Raw genomic sequence first — 21,288 nt, 5'->3', positions numbered from 1 at the left:
TCTAAAAGTTAGAGAATAAAAAGGTTGCCTAAGGGCAACCTTTTTTTGTGCAAGAAATCAAAGTTGTAAAAGGTAAGAGTCACGCTCACTTTTATGATACAATAGGATAAAGTTATACGTCGCAAACCAGTGGCGAGTGAAGGAGCTTCAATATGTATCAATATCCAGATGATAGTTTAATGTTGCATACTGACCTATATCAAATTAATATGTTAAAGACCTATTGGGAGCAAGGGTTAGCGGATCGAGTGGCCGTCTTTGAAGGTTATTTCCGACAAATGCCCTTCGAAAATGGCTATGCGGTATTTGCGGGATTAGAGCGTATTGTTCATTACCTAAATCATTTAAGTTTCTCCGAGACTGATCTTGATTATCTAGCCCAAACAGGACTATATCCGCCTGCTTTTCTAGCTTATTTACGCAATTTCGAATTTAAATGTACGGTTCGTTGTATGCGTGAAGGGGAACTTTGCTTTGCTGATGAACCTTTAATTCAAGTTGAAGGGCCTTTAGGTCAATGTCAGTTAGTTGAAACAGCGATTTTGAATATATTAAATTATCAAACCTTGATTGCAACTAAGGCAGCTCGGATCCGCACTGTCGTAGGCGAAGGAGACAAATTAGCCGAATTCGGAACGCGGCGGGCTCAAGAATTGGATGCGGCGATATGGGGGACTCGAGCAGCTTATATTGGGGGTTTTGATTCTACTTCCAACGTACGAGCGGGTAAAATGTTTAATATTCCAATTTCCGGAACCCATGCCCATTCTTTAGTTCAGGTCTATCGAGATGAATATCAGGCTTTTATGGCTTATGCCAAAACCCATCGAAATGTTGTTTTTCTGGTTGATACTTACGATACCCTCCGTTCAGGGGTTCCAACTGCGATTCGTGTGGCCAAAGAACTCGGCGATCAAATTAATTTTGTGGGTGTGCGAATTGATTCTGGGGATATGGCTTATCTGTCGAAAAAAATTCGTGAGCAATTGGATGAAGCTGGATTTACGCAAACCCGTATTATTGCTTCGAATGATTTAGATGAAAAAACGATTCTTAACTTACGAATGCAAGGTGCTAAGATTGATGATTGGGGAATTGGGACTAAACTAATTACGGCCTATGACCAGCCAGCCTTAGGAGGAGTCTATAAACTAGTAAGCATCGAAGATGAACACGGGCAGCGAGTGCCGACAATGAAGATTTCAAGCAACGCTAGTAAAATGTCGACACCTGGGGTTAAACAAGTTTGGCGAATTACACGCAACAAAGATGGAAAATCTGAAGGAGATTATATTACCTTTATGGAAGAGCGACCAGATCAATTGGATGAACTCTTTATGTTCCATCCTGTTCATACCTATATCAATAAGACGGTTAAAGACTTTACTGCGAAACCATTGCTAGTAACCATCTATCAAGAAGGGCAACAAGTTTATGAACTACCAACACTTGAAGCTATCAAGCAATATGCACAATCAAGTATAAATGCCTTGTGGGAAGAGTACAAACGAATCCTTAACCCCGAACATTATCCGGTTGACTTATCACAAAAATTATATGATGAAAAGATGGCTTCGATTAAAGCGATTCGGGAAAAGATCAAAGAAAATTATGAGAATACCAATATCTTTTTGAGAAAAGAAGATTAAGAAAGGAAGACGTCATGCGCCCTTTACAAGCTCAAATCATTCAAGAACTTAAGGTGCAAAGTCAGATTGATCCCCAAGAAGAGATACGGCGATCGATCGATTTTATGAAGGCCTATTTGTTAGCTCATCCTTTTTTAAAAAGTTATATTTTGGGTATTTCTGGGGGACAGGATTCTACCCTAGCGGGACGATTGGCCCAGATGGCGGTAGAAGAATTAAGGCAGGAACAGCCACAAGCAGACTATCGTTTTATTGCGGTTCGTCTTCCTTATGGACAGCAAGCTGATGAAGCGGATGCCCAAGCGGCCCTAGCTTTTATCCAACCCGATCAAGTGGTCGAAGTGAATATTAAAGCGGCGACTGATGCTATGGTGGCTGAATTAATTCAAGAAGGGCAAGCAGTTAGTGATTTTAATCGAGGAAATATTAAAGCTAGGCAGCGGATGATTGCCCAGTTTGCAATTGCCGGGCAGCAACAAGGGGCGGTTATTGGAACGGATCATGCTGCTGAAAGTGTGACGGGCTTTTATACAAAATTTGGCGATGGGGCAGCAGATATTGTGCCTTTATGGCGGTTAAATAAACGGCAAGGGGCTGCTATGTTACAACATCTAGGAGCGCCAGCCGCTCTATATCAAAAGATTCCTACTGCCGATTTAGAAGATGACCGGCCGATGTTAGCTGACGAAACGGCTTTAGGTGTAACTTATCAAGCGATAGATGATTATCTAGAAGGCAAATCGGTGTCGGAAGAGGCTGCTAATAAAATTGAAACTTGGTATTTGAGAAGCCAACATAAGCGCCACCTACCTATCACGGTTTTTGATGATTTTTGGCGTAAGTAGAAACTTAAACATAAAGGATGACTTGAAGGAGGAGAAAGATGCTAGCTGAATTTATTATGCCTTTTCTAGTAACAGCGGGACTCTCTTTTTTCCTAACAGCCAGCCTAGTTAAGTTAGCTAAACGCTATCGGTGGCTAGATCGTGATCCCCATAAACTTAAGCCGGATCAAGAGCGGGTGCCCAGCTTTGGTGGGGTTGCCTTGTATCTTAGTTTTTGGCTGGGGTCGGCTTGGCTAATGCCTTTTAATTTGTTTACGCTAGAACAGTGGTCAATCTTTTTGGCGGCCTCTTGTGTCTTGCTAGTCGGTCTTGCTGACGATATTTGGGAATTGCGACCTTGGCAAAAGTCAGTAGGGATTTTATTAGGGGCTCATATTATTTACTTTATGGGGGATATTCAATTTTCAACTACTTTGTTACCCGAGGTGTCACCTTGGATGTTTAATTTAATCTCCTATCTTTTAACGATTGCTTGGATTTTCTTTGTAACCAATGCCATTAATCTCTTAGATGGGATTGATGGTTTAGCGGCTAGTTTGTCTATGACATCGCTTGTGACTTTAATTATTACCACCTATTTCTTCAGTTTATCTATTCGTTTTTCTTTTTTGGCCATGCTGATCTTATTGGTGGCCGCTATTATTGGTTTCTTACCCTTTAACTGGTGTCCGGCTAAAATCTATTTAGGAGATACCGGGGCTCTCTTTATTGGTTTTATGTATGCCACGCTAACCGTTTCAAATCTGAAGAACGCATCGTTTTTCTCCTTGTTGTTGCCGGTTATTCTCTATGTTGTTCCCTTATTTGATGCGTTTTATGCTGCTTTTCGACGTATTTTAAAAGGTCAATCACCGGTTCGGGCAGATCAAGAACACTTACATCACCGGTTGCTACGTTTAGGCTTAAAGGAAAGTCAGGTAGTGTGGGCTATGTTGGGTATTACCATGGTGTTTTCGCTATTGGCTCTCTTTATTCAAGTGTTTAATCAATGGCGACAAGAGATTTTGCTCCTTGTGGGCGTTATGCTTATTGGGCTTGTTGTAATAATGGCAAAACTAGCCGGCAAGCCCAAAGGGTAAGCCGGCTAGTTTTCTTTTATGATGGGTGAATTAAGAGGAATATCAAGTTGCTGATGGCCTAGTTCTAGGATGGTTAGGCTAGCATGAAATTGGTCGGTGAGTTGCTCAATTAGTTTCTGACATTGGTCATCTTGGATGGTGAGTTTGAAGACTACCGTATCGGCATACTGGCAGTCTAAAAGATGAACAGCCAAGGGACTTTGATCGATAAAATAGCGGACTGAATCCACTTGTTTATAGGACATACCTACCGTTAAGACTGTTTGTTGACGGCTGTGAACAATCACTCTTTGTTCGTAAGCTTGTGCGAGACATTGGCTAACGCTTTGACTATAAGCTCGAATGAGGCCGCCAGTTCCTAGTTTGGTACCGCCAAAGTAACGAACGACTACGGCACCTATCTGACGTAGATGATGGTGGTTTAAGACCTCTAACATGGGAATGCCAGCCGTACCACCTGGTTCGCCATCATCACTTGTTCGATAAACTTGGCCATGGATATCTAGGATCATAGCTGAGCAATGGTGACTGGCTTTAGGATGTTGTTTGCGAAGTTTGGCAAGTTGATCATTAAAATCTGCTTCATCGGCTATTGGGAAGAGATAACAAATAAAGCGTGATTTTTTTATCTCGATTTCATAATCGATAGCCTGGGCCAATTTGATGTAATCCATGATGCATCCTTTCTAGTTGTTTCAATTGAGTTAATTATAACAATTGAACGACTAGACGTATAGGGACAAGACAGAACCAAGCTTTTTTGTTATAATGCCTAGTGTTCATTTTTTGCATGTAAATCATATATAGTTTAGTTATGACAAGTTAGAAGGAGATTTTTATGAAAACGGCCATCCTTGTTGATAGCACCGCCTATTTGAGTCCTAAAACGGCTCAACATCCGGATGTCTTTCAACTTAGTTTATCTGTTCATTTGAGTAATGGACAAATTCTGCCTGATTTGACCACAGATCATGAAAAGGCAGCTTTTTATCAATTATTACAAGATCAAGAAGTCTTACCTACAACCTCGCAACCCTCGCCCGCCGCTTATTATCAGGTCTTAGATCAAATCAAGGATCAGGGTTACGAAGCTGTGATTGGTATTTTTCTTTCTTCGGGAATAAGTGGAGCTTATCAAACAGCTCGGATGATTTTTGAGGAATACCAGGATCGGATGACCTTAGTTGCCTTGGACTCTAAAGGAGCTTCAGTTGTTATGGAAGACGTTGTTAACCAAGCTCTTAAGATGATTCAATTGGGGATGCCTATGGATCTGATGGTCGAGAAGTTAACTTGGGTCATTCAAGAGTCCCGCATCTATCTAATGGTGGAAGACTTAGATAATTTAGTCAAAGGTGGCCGTTTGAGTGCGGCTGGTGCCTTGATTGGTGGCTTGTTAAAGATTCGCCCCCTCTTGTATTTTAATCAAGAAGGTCAAATTGTCGTCTTTGAGAAAATCCGCACCAACAAGAAAGTTTATAGTCGTTGGAAAGAATTGGCTAAACAAGCCATTGAACAGTATCCTTATGGGGTCACTATTGGTTTTGCTCATGCGCAGGATGAATCAGAAATTCAGCGGGTAGCCGATGAAATTTTGTTTAACTATCCTGGACAAAAAGTCATCTTTAGTGAATTTGGTCCGGTTGTGGGAACGCATACCGGAATTCGTTCAAAGGGGATGGCCACGATTCCGCAGGCTCCCTTACATTTTTAATATAAAATCGTCCGCAGTCTCACACCCTTTTAGCTTACTTGGCTTTTGGGGTGTCTTTTTGTTGCTTTTGAAAATCATAAAAATGCTCTCTCTCTCGTTTTGGTGTAGTTAAACTAAAGGAGGGATGAAGATGGACTATGCTTGTTTCAATGGCATGGTTTTAAGTCGTCCGGAAGTCATAAAGCTTGCCCAAATGAATGGTCTAACGCCCAGTCAATTGAATGACTCTTTCTGGCAGGCCTTTACTTGTCAGCCTATGATCGAACGCCGGGGGAATCACTTAAGATGTCAGCGTTGTGGAAATCGTCAACGCCAAAGCTTTGCATGTTTGCCCAGGACTTCTACTGAGAAAGAACGCTATTATTGTCTTAATTGCCTAGTCATGGGTCGTCAGATTGAGGGGCAAGACTTGCTGATCTTGAAGGAGAAAGCTCCTATTCCGATAATGGCGGGGCCTTTGCTCGCATGGCAGGGTCAGCTTTCACCTCAACAAGCCCAAGTGTCTAAAGAACTGGTTGAATCTTTGAAAGACCCTCGTCCTCATCTTGTTCAAGCTGTGACTGGAGCCGGGAAGACAGAGATGGTTTTTGCTGTGGTTGAGGCGGTCTTACAGGAAGGGGGTCGAGTTGCTCTTGCTTCCCCGCGGGTAGATGTGATTCAGGAACTTGCTCCGCGCTTTAAGGAAGCCTTTCCTGTCGTTTCGCAACATGTCCGTTACGGCGGTCAAAGTTTTCAAGTGGGGTATGCCGCTTTAATATTGGCGACCACTCATCAACTCTGGCGCTTTAAATCGGCTTTTGATTTAGTAATCGTGGATGAGATTGATGCTTTTCCTTTTCGCGGGGATGCCAGTCTTCATGATGCTGTCGCAAGCGCCATTTGTCCTAAGGGAAAATGTATTTATTTGACAGCGACGCCGGATATCCACTTGCTAAAGGCGGTTCGACGGGGAAAAGTTATTCAGTCGATATTACCTGCCCGCTACCATCGCCATTCTTTGGTAGAACCTCAGTTTATTTGGTTGGGGGATTGGCGGCAAGCGATTGAGGAACGGCAAGAAAAATCTAGATTATTTGATCAAGTGAAATACTTTGTTGGTTTGCCAGGGGCCAAGTTAATTTTCATGCCTCATATCGGTTTAGCAAAAAGCTTATTTGCTTGGCTGAAAGATAGCTTAGGCCTTAAGGAGACTTGGGCTTGTGTTCATGCTGGTGATCCAGAGCGGAAGGAAAAGGTCCAAGCGCTCAGATCAGGAGACTTAGTTGGTCTGATTTCGACGACCATCCTTGAAAGAGGTGTTACGATTACTCAGGCTCAAGTCTTAGTGATTGGGGCTGAAGATACGATTTTTAATGCCGCTTCTTTGGTACAAATTGCTGGGCGAGTAGGACGAAAACCGACTTATCCAACGGGTTACTTGGCTTTCGGACACTATGGAGCCAGTTGGGCTATGAAGCAAGCTAGGCGAACTATTCGGCATATGAATCAGTTAGCACGGCAAAGGGGATTATTAGATGACTAGGACCTGCCTTTTGTGTCAAAATTCTTTGAGTAGCTCCCTGTCATGGCAAGAAATTTTCTCTTGTTGCCCCTTGAATCGTCAACATTATTGTCCGACATGTAGTCGCCATAAGCTGCTGCTTACTCCTTCCGATCAATTTTGCCAGGGATGCAGTCGTCCATTCACTTCTGCTGATGACCCATTTCAAAAAGGTTATATCTATCAAGAAGAAAACGGAGATAAGCATTATTATTGTTGGGATTGTTATCGCTGGCGTCAGCTAATGCCGGCAATTTGCTTACGTCATCAAGCTCTATTGGAATACAACCCAATTATGAAGCAGTGGCTTGCCTCGTATAAGTATGGAGGCGATGCTCGTTTGGCTGACTTTGTCGTCTCTGAATTACAAAATCTAGCTAAGAAATATAGCCATTATCAGTGGTTGGTTTTGCCCTCATCGCCGCAACATTTAGCCGAAAGAGGCTTTCATCCCTGCGAGCTATTGTTACAAGTTGCGGATATTGGTTATGCTTGCCCCTGGAATTATGTGGGGAATGGTCAAAGTCAAGCTAGTAAAAATCGCCAGCAACGTCTTCAATTAGCATCTCCCTTTGAGCTTAAGCGTGAACAGCTTTTGTCCCTTCAGCGTCCGTATTTAATTTTTGATGATGTTTATACAACAGGGGCAACAATGATGCGGGCGAAAAGGAGTCTTTTACAAGCGTTTGCGGCTGTTTCTGCCCCTTTAATGGCGGACGATTTAATCAGTTTTAGTCTCTTTAGAGAGACTTAATGGAAATTAAATAGCATAAATGTGATTGGAATAGGAATAGGTTGTTTGCGTTTTCATTTTTATAAGGATGTGGTATACTATAAAAAAGCAAAAGAGCTTTTGCTTTTTTAACTAACACATATTTGCTTTCTCGGCGTTCAGCGCTTAGTTAGTCCCTGTGTTAAATACCAATTGACTAGCGGAAGCTAAGTGTTAGCGCTAGTGAGCCTTATATCTGTTAGAAAACAATGTGAAATGAGGGATTTGTATGTTTAGTTACAATGTTCGTGGGGAAAATATCGAAGTAACCAAAGCCATTCGTGAATATGCTGAGAAGAAAGTAAGTAAGCTTGAACGATTCTTTACAGATGTGCCAGATGCGACCGCTCATGTAAACTTGAAAGTTTACCCAGATAAGACCGCGAAAGCTGAAGTAACCATTCCACTATCCTTCTTAGTGCTTCGGGCAGAAGAAACAACCCCAGATTTATATGCGTCTATTGACCTAGTGGTTGATAAACTTGAACGACAAGTCCGTAAATACAAAACAAAAATTCATCGCAAATCTAGAGAAAAAGGCTTTGAAGGAATTGCTGATGTGGAAGTTAGTCCAGTTGAAATGCCCCATGCTGAAATCCACGAAGAACCTGAATTGGAAATCGTTCGATCAAAACGCATTGATTTAAAACCAATGGATTCAGAAGAAGCTGTGTTACAGATGAATATGCTCGGTCACGATTTCTTTATCTACACGGATGCAGATTCTAATGAAATCAATATTGTTTATCGTCGTAAAGATGGACGTTTTGGCTTAATTGAGACAGCTACCTTATAATTAAAGCAATTTAATGCCACCAAGATTGAATTTTCTTGGTGGTTTTTTGTGTCTTTCAATAGAAAAGCGTTCAAATTGTAATTTAATAATGTTACAATGAATCAGTGAATACCAAAAATCATGAAAGCAACTAGCTTTCAGACTAAATTGAGTGTTATTAAAGGAGTTAAAGCATGGTTAATCTTAAACAGTTTTTTGAGAATGACAAAGCTGAATTAAAGAGAACAGGTAAAATTGCTGATAAAGTCATGGAGTTAGAATCGACATATAAACCTATGTCTGATGAAGAACTACGTGGTATGACTAAAGAGTTTAAAGAACGCTTAGCAAAGGGCGAAACGTTAGACGATATTTTGGTAGAAGCTTTTGCGGTTGTTCGTGAAGCAGCGCGTCGGGTCTTAGGTCTTTTCCCATATAAAGTGCAAATTCAAGGGGGTCTTGTCCTTCACAATGGTGACATCGCCGAAATGAAGACTGGTGAAGGTAAAACATTAACCGAAACCATGCCTGTATACTTGAATGCTTTAGCAGGTAAAGGGGTTCACGTGGTAACAGTCAATGACTACTTAGCTACTCGGGACTCAAAAGAAATGGGTGAAGTGTATCGTTTCCTTGGTTTAACTGTTGGTTTAAACCTTAATACGATGTCATCTGCTGAAAAACGAGCAGCTTATAATTGTGACATCACCTATTCAACAAATAATGAATTAGGTTTCGACTATTTACGTGATAACATGGTCGTTTATCAAGAACAAATGGTTCAACGTCCGCTTTACTATGCTGTTGTCGATGAAGTTGATTCAATCTTAGTCGATGAAGCACGGACACCATTGATTATTTCAGGACAAGCTGAAAAATCAACCGCTCTTTACACGCGGGCGGATTATTTCGTTAAAGGTTTGAAGGAAGAAGACGATTATACGATTGAGTTATCGTCTAAGAGTATCTCTTTAACGGACTTAGGTGTGGATAAAGCTGAGAAAGTCTTCCGCTTGCCAAACCTATATGATATTGAAAATACCGCTCTTGTTCACCATATTGACCAAGCGCTTCGGGCTAACTATATCATGTTACATGATATTGACTATGTCGTGGACGAAGGTAAAGTTAAAATCGTCGATCCATTTACAGGACGGATTATGGAAGGACGCCGTTACTCTGATGGCTTACACCAAGCAATTGAAGCTAAAGAAGGTGTAGAGATTGAAGACGAATCTAAAACAATGGCAACCATCACTTTCCAAAACTACTTCCGTATGTATGAAAAATTATGTGGGATGACAGGTACGGCTAAGACCGAAGAAGAAGAATTCCGCGAAATCTACAACATGAATGTAGTATGTATTCCAACGAATTCACCTGTTATTCGGGTGGATGCACCGGATTTATTGTATCCAAACTTAAAAACTAAATTTGCAGCCGTTGTGAAAGATATCAAAGAACGTCATGCTCAAGGCCAACCGGTCCTAGTGGGTACTGTAGCTGTTGAGACATCTGAATACCTTTCTCGTTTGCTAAATCAAGAAGGCATTCCTCACGAAGTTCTCAACGCTAAAAACCACTTTAAGGAAGCTGAAATCGTTATGCAAGCCGGTCAACGGGGAGCGGTAACCATCGCTACCAACATGGCTGGTCGGGGAACCGATATCAAGTTAGGATCAGGCGTTAAGGAAGTAGGCGGCTTATGTGTCATCGGTACAGAACGTCACGAATCACGCCGGATTGATAATCAATTGCGTGGTCGGGCCGGTCGTCAAGGGGATCCAGGTGCTTCTCAATTCTACTTATCTTTAGAAGATGATTTGATGCGTCGCTTTGGTTCGGAACGTATTCAAGCTATGTGGCAAAATTTAAATGCCAACGAAGCAGAAACCGAAGACTTAGTCTTGAAGAGCCGTTTCTTATCTAAACAGGTTGAGTCTGCGCAAAAACGAGTGGAAGGAAATAACTACGATACACGTAAGAATGTCCTTGAATACGATGAAGTTATGCGTGAACAACGGGAAGTTATCTATAATCAACGTCAACAAATTATTCGTTCGGAAGAATCTTTAACACCGATTGTTAAAGGAATGATCAAGCGAACAATCGAACAGCAAGTTGCCTTAGCTACTGAAGGCGACAAGAAGAACTGGAATTTAGAAAGCTTAGAAGAATTTATGTTATCGGCTCTCTTTAATCCAGAACAAGTGAATATGGCTGAACTAGAAGGTAAGAGTCCTAAAGAGTTAACAGCTTATATCTATGATAAGGCTGAAAATCTTTACGATGAAAAGTTAGCTCAATTGAATGGGCCTGAACAAATCTTGGAATTTGAAAAAGTGATTATTTTGAAAGTGGTTGACGCTAAATGGACCGACCATATCGATATGATGGATCATTTGCGGACCGGTGTTGGTTTGCGGGCTTATGCGCAAACGAATCCTTTAACCGAATACCAAACTGAAGGCTATGAACGGTTCCAAGAGATGGCGGCGGGTATTGAATACGATGTGACACGGTTTGTCATGAAAGCCCAAGTGCGCCAAAATGTGGAACGGGAGCAAGTGAATAATCCACAAGCGGTTCGTCGTCCAGGTACTTTGCCAACGAACGTAACCAAAACCAGAAAAGGTTAATTCTAGTTTGTAATGGAATCCTTTAGTAGACCTTATCTGCTAAAGGATTTTTTGGTTTAAAAAAACAAAGGAGTGAACAAATGGAACTATATGAAGTAAAACAATTTATTGAAGAGGCCCATCAACAGCTTGAAACAACAAGGGGGTCTCTTTGACTTAGATAAATTAGAAGCGGATATTGCAGAATATGAATATCAAATGACTGCTCCAGGATTTTGGGATGATAATGAAGCGGCCCAAAAAGTCATCAATCAATTAAATGAAGCTAAAGCCTCTTATCAAACCTCTTACGACTTAGAGACACAACTAGAAGAGATTGAAATGGCGCTTGAACTATATGAAGAGAGCCAAGATAGCGACATTTTTGACGAAATGGTTCAACAAGTTGAAACGCTACAAGCAGCCTTGGCAGATTACCAACTAAAAATGCTTTTATCTGGTGAACACGATCGGGCTTCGGCTATTTTAGAAATCCATCCAGGGGCGGGTGGAACCGAGTCGCAAGACTGGGGGTCTATGTTGTTACGGATGTATCAACGCTGGGCTGATAAACAAGGTTATCAAGTGACGGTGATCGACTATCAAGATGGCGAAGAAGCAGGGATTAAGAGTGTGACCCTTGAGATTGAAGGAATCAATGCCTATGGTTATTTGAAATCAGAAAAAGGGGTACACCGTTTGGTTCGTATCTCACCTTTTGATTCGAATAGTCGGCGCCATACCTCTTTCTGTTCAGTTGAAGTCACCCCCATGTTAGACGACACGATTGAAGTCGATATCAATCCCGATGATCTCCGGGTCGATTATTTCCGCGCAAGTGGAGCAGGTGGTCAACATATCAATAAGACCTCTTCAGCTGTCCGGATTACCCATATTCCAACTGGAATTGTGACCCAAAGCCAATCGCAACGGTCTCAATTTCAAAATAAAGATTTGGCGATGAACCTATTGAAGGCCAAGCTTTACCAATTAGAAGAAGAGAATAAAGCCAAAGAATTAGCGGCCTTAAAAGGGGAACAAAAAGAAATTGGCTGGGGATCGCAAATCCGTTCTTATGTCTTCCATCCTTATTCGATGGTCAAAGACCATCGGACCAATTATGAAGTGGGTAACACCCAAGCGGTTATGGATGGTGACTTGACGGGCTTTATTGATGCCTACCTAAAATGGTTAATCCAGGACACACTGGCGGAATAAAGCTTTAATTGATACATAAATGAAACCCTTCTGTGATACCTTCTGACTCGCTTCATGGTATGATAGATTAGGAAAACTATAAAGAAGGTGACAAAAAATGATTCAATTATCACATGTCGATAAACAATATGATAACGGCATTATGGGTATCGAAGATGTCTCACTTCGGATTGAACAAGGCGAATTTGTCTATTTAATTGGGCCCTCTGGGTCAGGTAAATCGACCTTTATGAAATTACTTTATCGTGAAGAGAAAGCAAGTTCAGGAACCATCCAAGTGGGTAAATATGCCGTTCACAAGATTAAAAAACGGGATATTCCTATGTTGCGTCGTTATGTAGGCGTGGTCTTTCAGGATTTTAAATTATTACCCCAATTGACGGTTTATGAAAATGTGGCCTATGCTTTGGAAGTAACCGGCAAGAGCGGTAAATTCATTAAACAACGAGTGGGCCAAGTCTTAGATCTAGTTGGCTTACGCTACAAGATGAACTTACTCCCACAAGAGTTATCCGGAGGAGAACAACAACGGGTAGCCATTGCCCGCGCCATTGCTAATGAGCCGAATATTCTTATTGCCGATGAGCCAACCGGGAACTTGGACCCTGAGACGGCTTTGGAAATCTTCCATGTGCTTGAGGCAATCAATCAAAGTGGGACTACTGTAATCATGGGTACTCATAATGAACAATTGGTTAACCAATACAAACATCGAGTGATCCGTTTACAAGATGGGCGCTTAGTCAGTGATGAACACGAGGGGGAATATCATGATACTCTTTAGAAATTTCTTCCGTCATGTCCGTGATGGCTTACGCAATTTATTCCGTAATGGTTGGATGACCATGGCATCGATATTGACCATGGCTTTGACTTTGTTCATGATTTCCGGACTAATCATCTTAATGGGCAATGTACAAAAAGTAACTCGCGATATGGAGAAAGGGATTCAAATTCATGCCTATATTGATTTGGCAGCAAACGAACAAGATGAAGCCAACCTTTATCATGAAATAGAAGCCATTGATCATGTCAAAAAAATTACATACCGTAGTAAAGATCAGGAATTACAAGATTTAATTAAGACGATGGGTAAAGACTTTGACTTGTTTGAAAAGGATAAAAATCCGCTTCATAATGTCTATCTTGTTGACGTCGATAAACCTGAGTTTGTTAAACCGGTGACAGAACAAATCGCTAATCTTAAGTATATTTCAGATGCCAAAAATGGTGGTATGAATACTGAGAAGCTCTTTAAGAGCATCAATGTTGTTCGTTATGTTATGGCCTTAGTGGCTGCGGTTTTCGTGATTATTGCGGTCTTATTAATCTCGAACACCATTCGCTTAACCATTTACGCTCGTCGCCATGAAATTGAGATTATGCGCTTAGTCGGTGCCAAGAATGGCTTTATCCGTGCACCATTCCAAATTGAGGGAACCTTGATTGGTATCATTGGAGCTGGATTGGCATTCGGCGCTTTATATGCGGTATATGAAGGTATTCAAACGGCAGCGCCAAGACAATTTGGTATTCAAAACCTAGCCTTATTACCAACCTGGCCCCTTTTCTGGTATGTTTTAGCCATTATGTTGGTTGTGGGGACCCTACTAGGTTTTGTGGGAGCTCGACGATCCATGAGCAAATTCTTGCAAGTTTAAGAATCGAATGGTCATAGAATAAATAGCTAATTGATAGAAAAAAGAATCCTTCCATTTGGAAGGATTCTTTTTTTATGGTTCATAATATCCCAGTGAAATTGAAAGAAATATTTGATTAGGGGAAAAAATATTGATATGCTTCCTAGTGAAGCTTAGACACAATTAGATGGAGGAAACAATGGTGCGTAAAATATTAATCGTCGATGATGAACCTCATTTATTGACACTTTTGGAATATAATTTAGTCCAAGCGGGCTACGATGTACAAGTGGCTGATAACGGTCTAGATGCCTATAATCGAATTATTGCTGAGAAATTCGATTTTATCATTCTAGATGTCATGTTGCCAGGCATGGACGGGATGGATGTTTGCCGTCGTGTTCGCCAAAAACAAGTTGCCACGCCAATCCTCATGTTGACAGCAAAAGATGGTGAATATGAAAAAATTATTGGCTTAGAATTGGGAGCAGACGATTATATGACTAAGCCCTTTAGTCCACGTGAAGTGGTTGCTCGGGTTAAGGCGATTTTGCGTCGGGTCAGTCAAGATGCTTTGCCTGAACAAATTGTAGCGACTAAAGAAAACGCTGGAACGAATGATCATAAAGAAGGTCAAGCTGATGCATCTGAAAATAGTCAGACTGAAGCTGATGGCAACCAATGCATGGTATTAGGTGATGTGGAAATTTTTACTGATCGCTATGAAGTTCGGGTGAAAGGGGAAGAGATTGAAATCACCCCAAAAGAGTTTGAATTGCTGGTTTACATGGCGTCACGCAAAGGACGTATTTTGAGCCGGGAGCAATTGCTCAATCGTATTTGGAATTTTGATTATGCTGGTGAAACGCGCATTGTCGATGTCCATGTCAGTCATTTACGTGAAAAAATCGAACAAGATACCAAACGGCCGCAGTACATTAAGACTGTCCGCGGCTTTGGCTATAAATTTGAGGTTCCGGGAGAATGAGGAAGTCCGGCTATAATAGTCTGCGTAATCGCTACTATAAAATTATTTTTTTAGGGCTAGCGATTCTTCTGTTGCTTTTCTCGCAGTATTTAAGATTCAATGTTCATGAACTCATTCGCAAACCATTAGCTGATCAAACCCATTTTGCTATTAAAGAATTGTCTTATGATATGGACTATGTGCGACCAGAGCAAATGCAGGAATTGGCGGGGCGTTTGAATCAGTATTGGTTGAAACGAAATGCGCAAATCTTTGTCGTGGAGAATACCATTCTCAAAGAAAAAGAAGGGCAGACGCTCATTCCAACACGTGATTTCATTTCGACTAACCAAGCCAATTTGCAAATTTCAACCTCAGAAAGCCGGATTTGGGCAAAAAAGATGTTAGCCCATAAAAATTTTGAAGTTTTTTGGAAAGATGCTCAATTTTATACTTTAGCGACCCGGATTAAACAAACTCAGCATGAATATTGGTTGGTTCAACGTTTCCCTTTGGCCAATTTTAGTCAAGAACACAAGTTATATTGGACAATCTTTGCGAGTGTGACGTTGTTGATGTTAGCGATTGCGACGATTACTTACCGGGCAGTTGAACGCTATATTACCCAACCCATTCAGGAAATTGATCTAGGTTTGCATCAGGTTTTAGAAGGGGATTTTAGCTTTGACTATAATAATCACTATTACCCAGCCATTGATTTGTTAGGGCAAACCGTAACGAGTTTGAAGAATAATCTAGCCAATCAGCAGGTGGAATTGAGTTCTAGCGAGCAAAGACTTTCTTTGCTGCTTGACCATGTTATTTTAGGTGTTTTAGTAGTCGATCAGACAGGCCATATCCAAGTCTATAATCCGGCGGCTTCAACCTTATTAGGACTAGAAAAGAGCGCCTTGGGTCGGTCATATCAATCAGTGATTAAGTCCTTTGTCTTAGCCAATATGATCCAGCAGGTGCTTGAAAATCGGACAGCTTTACGAGATGAAGTTGAATTATTTATCCCTAAGTCGCTGTTCCTCGATGTCAACATAGTCCCTTATCAAGAAGCGAATCAAGACGAACCGCTTACGATGGTTTTACTCTATGATATAACCCAGATTAAACGGTTGGAAACGGTCCGAACTGAATTTGTTTCCAATGCTTCTCATGAATTAAGAACACCTGTAACAGCTATTAAAGGCTTTGCTGAAACCTTGTTGGAAGGTGCGATAGCTGATCCAGTTTTGGCCAATAAGTTTGTCAGTATTATTGCCCATGAAAGTAATCGTTTGGAACGAATCATTGCTGACATTCTTGAATTGTCGCGGATTGAAAAGCAGACGGTTAGTGCACCTGTTGTAGCTGAATTTGATTTAGTTGCGGTGGCTCATGCTATGGCTCAGTATTTTGATAAGAAAGCTCATAAGAAAGCAATTACTATCCATGTTCATGCCAATCAAGATAAAATTTTAATGCAAGCTGATCAACATCGAATCGAACAAATCTTAACTAATTTGATTGACAATGCCTTGAACTATTCAGATGTTGAGGGGCGGATTGATTTATATGTGAATCATTTAGACAGTGAAATCGAGCTTATTGTTCAAGATACCGGTATGGGGATTCCTGAAGAAGACCAAGCCCGAATTTTTGAACGTTTTTATCGAGTAGATAAAGGGCGAAGCCGCAATTCAGGTGGAACCGGACTGGGCTTGTCCATCGTGAACAACCTGGTTAAGGTATTGAATGGCCATATTGAAGTGGAAAGCCAAGTTGGCAAAGGATCTAAATTTAAATTATATTTTCCAAGCGAAGACTAAATTTACATAAAATTTACAATACAGCCTATTAAATCAATAACCGCATAATTTTCATGAATTTAAGTATGTTTTCATGAAAATTATGCGGTTTTTGTAACAATCTTTACAATTAACCAACCTTAAAATTTACATTCGCTCGTTACAATAGTCTTGGAACAGTAGGCCTCATGAGAGTGATGTAACTGGATTTCGAGATTTTTAGAGTAGGAGTAGTGACATGAGTTCAAATTTTAAAGAAAAATTCATGAAGTATGTCTTTATGTTTTGTGCGTCCATTTCCATTATTTCCATCATCCTGATTTTTTATTTTATTTTTTCAGGTGGACTGCCTTTTATTATGGAAGAAGGAATTGGTCATTTTGTGTTTGGCATGAAATGGAAGCCAACTGCGTCTGAACCTTTGTTCGGTATTTTGCCGATGATTGTGGGTTCCTTAGTAGTTACCATTGGTGCGATTATTGTGGGGGTTCCGATCGGTGTTTTAACAGCCATCTTTATGTCGCATTTTTGTCCGCCTAAATTATATCGTTGGGTAAAACCAGCTATCAACTTAATGGCAGCTATTCCGTCGATTGTATATGGTTTCTTCGCGTTACAAATCTTTGTTCCTTTCTTCCGCTTTTTAGGAGGTTCAGGAATGAACTTGACGACGGCTTCGGTTTTATTAGGGATTATGATTTTACCAACCATTATTGGGATTTCAGAAGCCTCTCTTAGAGCAGTTCCGGCGTCTTATTATGAAGCCAGTATTGGTTTAGGGGCTACTCATGAACGCTCTGTGTTGAAGGTCATCGTACCAGCAGCTAAATCAGGGATTTTATCAGGTATTATTTTGGGGATTGGTCGGGCGATTGGTGAAACCATGGCTGTAATCCTAGTAGCGGGTAACCAGGCTCGGATTCCTAAAGAATTAAATGATGGAGTTCGGACCTTAACGACTAATATTGTATTAGAAATGGCCTATGCAGCTGGCCGGCATCGTGAGGCTTTAGTAGCAACCTCTGTAGTCTTATTTGTCTTCATTATTATAATTAACTCCATCTTCATGATGATTAAAGCGAAAGGAGACCAAAACTAATGAAATTTTTTAAATATTTAGTCTGGGCTTCTGCTATTTTTACGGTAGGTATTTTACTATATATAGTAGGGTTCATCTTCATGAATGGTATTACCGCCATTAAACCAGAAATCTTTGCTTGGACTTACAACACAAGCAATGTTTCGATGATGCCATCGATTATTTCAACTTTAATCGTTGTCATCGTTGCCTTAATTATTTCGACACCAATTGGTGTATTTACTGGTTTTTATTTGGTTGAATATGCGGATCGTTCGAGTAAATTCTTGCCAATTATCCGTTTAGCAACTGACACCTTAGCAGCTATTCCATCTATTGTATATGGTTTGTTTGGGATGTTATTTTTTGTTATTCAAATGAAATTCCAATTTTCATTGATTGCCGGGATTTTGACAATTTCAATCATGATTTTACCTGTTATTATCTCGTCGACTGAAGAAGGGCTTTTATCAGTTAATAACTCCTTGCGGATGGGCTCATTGGCTTTGGGTGCAGGTAAATTAAGAACCATCTTTACGGTGGTTTTACCAGTGGCTATGCCAGGGATTCTTTCAGGTATCATCTTAGCTATCGGGCGGATTGTCGGCGAAACAGCTGCTCTGCTCTTCACACTGGGATCAGCAACGGGTATGCCGCGTAATTTATTCTCTTCTTCGCGAACCTTGGCTTTACACATGTATGTCCTTTCATCAGAAGGATTCCACGTCAAAGAAGCCTATGCGACTGGAGCCGTCTTAATCATCTTGGTATTGATTATTAATTCATTATCTACATACTTGAGTAACAAGCTTAGCCAAGGAGGAAAATAAACCATGACAAATAATGTTAAATTTAAAATTACTGATCTAGATTTCTATTACTCAGATTTCCATGCGTTAAAGAATATTAATATGGAAATTGAAGAAAAACTGGTAACTGCTTTTATCGGACCTTCTGGTTGTGGTAAATCGACATTTTTAAAAACGTTGAACCGTATGCAAGATTTGGTTCCTGGTACTCGAGTTGACGGTAAGATTGAGTTAGATGGACAAGATATCTACCAAAAGAATTACGATGTAAACTTATTACGGAAAAAAGTTGGTATGGTATTCCAACAACCAAACCCATTCCCTAAGAGTATCTATGATAATATCGCTTATGGACCACGTACCCATGGGATAAAAGATTCTAAAGAGTTAGATCGCATTGTTGAAGAAAGTCTTCGTGGCGCAGCTATTTGGGATGAGGTAAAAGATAAGTTAGACCGCCGGGCAACCGATATTTCTGGTGGACAACAACAACGGATTTGTATTGCTAGAGCGATTGCTAACCAACCAGAAGTTTTACTTATGGATGAACCAACTTCAGCCTTGGACCCAATTTCAACTAACAAGATTGAAGAGCTCGTTCACGAGTTAAAAGATAAATATACGATTATTATCGTTACTCACAATATGCAACAGGCCGCTCGTATCTCGGATAAAACTGCTTTCTTCTTAACAGGTGACGTGGTAGAATTCAATGATACTGAAGCAATCTTCTCAACTCCGCAAGATCAACGTACAAACGACTACATTTCAGGTCGCTTCGGTTAATTATTTTGTTCATTTGGACCATTAAAGGAGGTTTATCATGAGAACTACTTATATTCATGAATTAGAAGAATTCCACAATCACTTAACCCGTTTAGGACATGCAGCGAACGAATCGGTTCATAAAGCTGTTAAAGCCTATGTTGAACATGACCTTGAATTAGCTCACGAAGTATTCAGTGATGATTTACGCATTAACGCTTCAACAGCGGACATTGAAAAAGAAGCTTATCGCTTAATTGCTCTACAACAACCAGTTGCGGGTGACTTACGCATGATTTTTACGGTTCTTCATGCTTCAATGGATCTTGAACGAATTGCTGACCATGGAGTAAACATCGCTCGTTCTTTACTAAGAAGAGAACCAGACGCAGGTGAAGTATCTAAAGTAGCTGATAAAATTTCAGCTATGGCTGAAATTACCCAAGCAATGATTACGGATGTGATTTCAGCATTTATCAATCAAGATATCGAAGCTGCTCGTGAAATTGCGACACGTGACTCACAAGTGGATATGCTCTTAAAAGATATCTATCGTGAAACAAGCTATCGTATGCAACAAGATACAGAATTAATTAATTTAGGTTTAAATTACATAGGGGTAGCGACTAACCTTGAACGAATGGGTGATTATGTTACTAATATTTGTGAACGTGTTATTTTCTTAAATAGCGGCGAAATCGTGGAATTAAATTAAAGTAAATTAAACTCTATATGAATTATTAAAGAATGAGAAGGACAAAACTTCTCATTCTTTTTTATATAACATTCATGTTAATTAAAAAGGTAAAATATTCATGTTTACTAGTTTAAAAACAAAAGACAAAAGTCTAAAACGAGATCGTGAGATAAGGAATAAGGGATGAATTTACATAAAATTTACATAGAATTTACAGTGAATTTATAATCGCTCGCTATAATAAACATGTACTGATAAGAAACTATCAGTGGTTTTACTTTGCCGTTCGCAAAGAATCAAAGCATTAAAAAGGAGAATAGTGATGAAAAAATCATTAAAAGCTTTACCATTAGTAGCAGTTATGGGTCTTGGACTTTCTGCAGTAGTTCCAGTTTTCGCTCAAGAAGGTGAAATCAACGTAATCTCTCGTGAAGAAGGTTCTGGTACTCGTGGTGCTTTCGTTGAAATCGTTGGCGTAGTAAACGATAAGAAAGATGACATGACAACTGATACAGCTGATATCCAAAACGGAACTTCAGGTGTTATGCAAGCTGTTGCTGGTAACCCTCAAGCTATTGGTTATATCTCATTAGGTTCTTTAGATGATTCAATCAAAGCTTTAAAAGTTGACGGTGTTGAAGCAACTGCTGAAAACGTTAAATCTGGTGACTACAAAATCTCTCGTCCATTCAACGTTGTATGGCCTAAAGATGGTATGTCTGACTTAGCTAAAGACTTCTTAAGCTACATCCACTCTAAAGAAGGTCAAGCTATTGTTGAAGCTGAAAAATACATTTCAGTTACACCTAAAGATGCTAAAGATCAAGAATTAAAAGCTTACGAAAAACAAGATGGCTTAAAAGGTCAACTTAACGTTGTAGGTTCTACTTCAGTAACTCCATTAATGGAAAAATTAGCTGAAGAATACCAAAAAGTTAACCCAGATGTTAAAATCGAAATCACTTCTAACGGTTCAACTGCTGGTATCCAAGCTGCTGAAGATAAATCAGCTGACTTAGGTATGGCTTCTCGTGAACTTAAAGATGAAGAAAAAGCTAAATTAGATGCTGATGCTATTGCTTTAGACGGTATCGCTGTTATCGTTAACAAAGAAAGCAAAACTGAAGACATCACTTTAGAAAACATCAAGAAAATCTTCCTTGGTGAAATCACTGAATGGGAAGAAGTAAAATAATTAATTCCCGTTAAGAGTCACTCTTATTCAAAGACTTGGACAACCCCTACTGTCCAAGTCTTTTTTGTGTTGTGCGAACATATATTCGCTTGTCGAGCCTGGTTTATGGTATACTCAAGAAGTAATGTAAT

General features: G+C 40.2%; 19 protein-coding genes. 18 read left to right on the top strand and 1 reads right to left on the bottom strand.

Going from position 1 to position 21,288, the window contains the following annotated elements; translation table 11 throughout:
- The first annotated feature begins 152 nt into the window (after positions 1–152).
- Genes EIH20_RS04750 through EIH20_RS04740 form a run of 3 tightly spaced genes read left to right on the top strand, consistent with a single transcriptional unit; the run spans position 153 to position 3,573 of the window.
- Positions 153–1,649, top strand: coding sequence for a nicotinate phosphoribosyltransferase (locus EIH20_RS04750; RefSeq protein ID WP_124058278.1), 1,497 nt, complete (start codon positions 153–155; stop codon positions 1,647–1,649).
- 14 nt (positions 1,650–1,663) lie between these two features.
- Positions 1,664–2,494, top strand: coding sequence for an ammonia-dependent NAD(+) synthetase (gene nadE, locus EIH20_RS04745; RefSeq protein ID WP_124058276.1), 831 nt, complete (start codon positions 1,664–1,666; stop codon positions 2,492–2,494).
- Between the two features lie 38 nt (positions 2,495–2,532).
- Positions 2,533–3,573, top strand: coding sequence for an MraY family glycosyltransferase (locus tag EIH20_RS04740; RefSeq protein ID WP_124058274.1), 1,041 nt, complete (start codon positions 2,533–2,535; stop codon positions 3,571–3,573).
- Between the two features lie 5 nt (positions 3,574–3,578).
- Here the strand turns inward: EIH20_RS04740 and EIH20_RS04735 are convergent, their stop codons facing one another.
- Entirely contained in the window at positions 3,579–4,247 is a 669-nt protein-coding gene (locus EIH20_RS04735) for a YigZ family protein (RefSeq protein ID WP_124058271.1), read from the bottom strand.
- 164 nt (positions 4,248–4,411) lie between these two features.
- Here EIH20_RS04735 and EIH20_RS04730 point away from each other — a divergent pair, with 164 nt between their 5' ends.
- From EIH20_RS04730 to EIH20_RS04660, 15 genes are all read left to right on the top strand, one after another.
- Positions 4,412–5,287, top strand: coding sequence for a DegV family protein (locus EIH20_RS04730; RefSeq protein WP_124058269.1), 876 nt, complete (start codon positions 4,412–4,414; stop codon positions 5,285–5,287).
- A 130-nt stretch (positions 5,288–5,417) separates the two neighbouring features.
- Entirely contained in the window at positions 5,418–6,809 is a 1,392-nt protein-coding gene (locus tag EIH20_RS04725) for an ATP-dependent helicase ComFA (protein WP_164470865.1), read from the top strand.
- A 70-nt stretch (positions 6,810–6,879) separates the two neighbouring features.
- Positions 6,880–7,581: a ComF family protein gene (locus tag EIH20_RS04720; protein ID WP_164470864.1), complete on the top strand. Its 702-nt coding sequence runs from the start codon at positions 6,880–6,882 to the stop codon at positions 7,579–7,581.
- Positions 7,582–7,828: 247 nt separating this feature from the next.
- Positions 7,829–8,395: a ribosome hibernation-promoting factor, HPF/YfiA family gene (gene hpf / locus EIH20_RS04715; RefSeq protein ID WP_124058263.1), complete on the top strand. Its 567-nt coding sequence runs from the start codon at positions 7,829–7,831 to the stop codon at positions 8,393–8,395.
- A gap of 173 nt (positions 8,396–8,568) precedes the next feature.
- Positions 8,569–11,013 (top strand): preprotein translocase subunit SecA, encoded by a 2,445-nt coding sequence (gene secA / locus EIH20_RS04710; RefSeq protein WP_124058260.1) that lies wholly within the window; start codon positions 8,569–8,571, stop codon positions 11,011–11,013.
- A gap of 80 nt (positions 11,014–11,093) precedes the next feature.
- Positions 11,094–12,210, top strand: a protein-coding gene (prfB, locus tag EIH20_RS04705) for a peptide chain release factor 2 (protein WP_124058258.1) whose coding sequence is annotated in 2 segments (ribosomal slippage) — positions 11,094–11,165 and positions 11,167–12,210 — 1,116 coding nt in all. Because the reading frame shifts where the segments join, the coding sequence is not laid out codon by codon here.
- 97 nt (positions 12,211–12,307) lie between these two features.
- Positions 12,308–12,994 (top strand): cell division ATP-binding protein FtsE, encoded by a 687-nt coding sequence (gene ftsE, locus EIH20_RS04700; RefSeq protein ID WP_124058256.1) that lies wholly within the window; start codon positions 12,308–12,310, stop codon positions 12,992–12,994.
- Positions 12,981–13,871: a permease-like cell division protein FtsX gene (ftsX, locus tag EIH20_RS04695; RefSeq protein ID WP_241152386.1), complete on the top strand. Its 891-nt coding sequence runs from the start codon at positions 12,981–12,983 to the stop codon at positions 13,869–13,871. Before ftsE ends, ftsX begins: the two co-directional genes overlap by 14 nt.
- A 181-nt stretch (positions 13,872–14,052) precedes the next feature.
- On the top strand, positions 14,053–14,838 hold the full coding sequence (locus EIH20_RS04690) for a response regulator transcription factor (RefSeq protein ID WP_124058366.1): 786 nt from the start codon (positions 14,053–14,055) through the stop codon (positions 14,836–14,838).
- Complete coding sequence (pnpS, locus tag EIH20_RS04685; protein WP_124058254.1) at positions 14,835–16,634, top strand: two-component system histidine kinase PnpS; 1,800 nt, start codon at positions 14,835–14,837, stop codon at positions 16,632–16,634. Before EIH20_RS04690 ends, pnpS begins: the two co-directional genes overlap by 4 nt.
- A gap of 217 nt (positions 16,635–16,851) precedes the next feature.
- Positions 16,852–17,712: a phosphate ABC transporter permease subunit PstC gene (pstC, locus tag EIH20_RS04680; RefSeq protein WP_124058252.1), complete on the top strand. Its 861-nt coding sequence runs from the start codon at positions 16,852–16,854 to the stop codon at positions 17,710–17,712.
- Positions 17,712–18,521: a phosphate ABC transporter permease PstA gene (gene pstA / locus EIH20_RS04675; RefSeq protein WP_124058250.1), complete on the top strand. Its 810-nt coding sequence runs from the start codon at positions 17,712–17,714 to the stop codon at positions 18,519–18,521. Before pstC ends, pstA begins: the two co-directional genes overlap by 1 nt.
- A gap of 3 nt (positions 18,522–18,524) precedes the next feature.
- The gene (gene pstB, locus EIH20_RS04670; RefSeq protein ID WP_124058248.1) at positions 18,525–19,286 is read left to right on the top strand and encodes a phosphate ABC transporter ATP-binding protein PstB; all 762 of its coding nucleotides are present in this window, start codon (positions 18,525–18,527) and stop codon (positions 19,284–19,286) included.
- 37 nt (positions 19,287–19,323) lie between these two features.
- The gene (gene phoU / locus EIH20_RS04665; protein ID WP_124058246.1) at positions 19,324–19,980 is read left to right on the top strand and encodes a phosphate signaling complex protein PhoU; all 657 of its coding nucleotides are present in this window, start codon (positions 19,324–19,326) and stop codon (positions 19,978–19,980) included.
- Between the two features lie 304 nt (positions 19,981–20,284).
- On the top strand, positions 20,285–21,157 hold the full coding sequence (locus EIH20_RS04660; protein WP_124058243.1) for a substrate-binding domain-containing protein: 873 nt from the start codon (positions 20,285–20,287) through the stop codon (positions 21,155–21,157).
- The last annotated feature ends 131 nt before the right edge of the window (positions 21,158–21,288 follow it).

Origin of the sequence: Vaginisenegalia massiliensis, from assembly GCF_900604935.1 — a bacterium.
Lineage (GTDB): Bacteria > Bacillota > Bacilli > Lactobacillales > Aerococcaceae > Vaginisenegalia > Vaginisenegalia massiliensis.
The sequence above is the reverse complement of the archived record's forward strand: the minus strand, read 5'-3'. Positions and strand labels throughout refer to the sequence as shown.

What these genes read in the sequence shown, in the direction of transcription:
- EIH20_RS04730 (WP_124058269.1), top strand. Translation starts at nt 4,412, where the DNA reads ATGAAAACGGCCATCCTTGTTGATAGCACCGCCTATTTGAGTCCTAAA.
- pstC (WP_124058252.1), top strand. Translation starts at nt 16,852, where the DNA reads ATGAGTTCAAATTTTAAAGAAAAATTCATGAAGTATGTCTTTATGTTT.
- nadE (WP_124058276.1), top strand. Translation starts at nt 1,664, where the DNA reads ATGCGCCCTTTACAAGCTCAAATCATTCAAGAACTTAAGGTGCAAAGT.
- hpf (WP_124058263.1), top strand. Translation starts at nt 7,829, where the DNA reads ATGTTTAGTTACAATGTTCGTGGGGAAAATATCGAAGTAACCAAAGCC.
- ftsX (WP_241152386.1), top strand. Translation starts at nt 12,981, where the DNA reads ATGATACTCTTTAGAAATTTCTTCCGTCATGTCCGTGATGGCTTACGC.
- EIH20_RS04660 (WP_124058243.1), top strand. Translation starts at nt 20,285, where the DNA reads ATGAAAAAATCATTAAAAGCTTTACCATTAGTAGCAGTTATGGGTCTT.
- secA (WP_124058260.1), top strand. Translation starts at nt 8,569, where the DNA reads ATGGTTAATCTTAAACAGTTTTTTGAGAATGACAAAGCTGAATTAAAG.
- ftsE (WP_124058256.1), top strand. Translation starts at nt 12,308, where the DNA reads ATGATTCAATTATCACATGTCGATAAACAATATGATAACGGCATTATG.
- phoU (WP_124058246.1), top strand. Translation starts at nt 19,324, where the DNA reads ATGAGAACTACTTATATTCATGAATTAGAAGAATTCCACAATCACTTA.
- EIH20_RS04735 (WP_124058271.1), bottom strand. Translation starts at nt 4,247, where the DNA reads ATGGATTACATCAAATTGGCCCAGGCTATCGATTATGAAATCGAGATA.
- pnpS (WP_124058254.1), top strand. Translation starts at nt 14,835, where the DNA reads ATGAGGAAGTCCGGCTATAATAGTCTGCGTAATCGCTACTATAAAATT.
- pstB (WP_124058248.1), top strand. Translation starts at nt 18,525, where the DNA reads ATGACAAATAATGTTAAATTTAAAATTACTGATCTAGATTTCTATTAC.
- EIH20_RS04725 (WP_164470865.1), top strand. Translation starts at nt 5,418, where the DNA reads ATGGACTATGCTTGTTTCAATGGCATGGTTTTAAGTCGTCCGGAAGTC.
- EIH20_RS04740 (WP_124058274.1), top strand. Translation starts at nt 2,533, where the DNA reads ATGCTAGCTGAATTTATTATGCCTTTTCTAGTAACAGCGGGACTCTCT.
- pstA (WP_124058250.1), top strand. Translation starts at nt 17,712, where the DNA reads ATGAAATTTTTTAAATATTTAGTCTGGGCTTCTGCTATTTTTACGGTA.
- EIH20_RS04750 (WP_124058278.1), top strand. Translation starts at nt 153, where the DNA reads ATGTATCAATATCCAGATGATAGTTTAATGTTGCATACTGACCTATAT.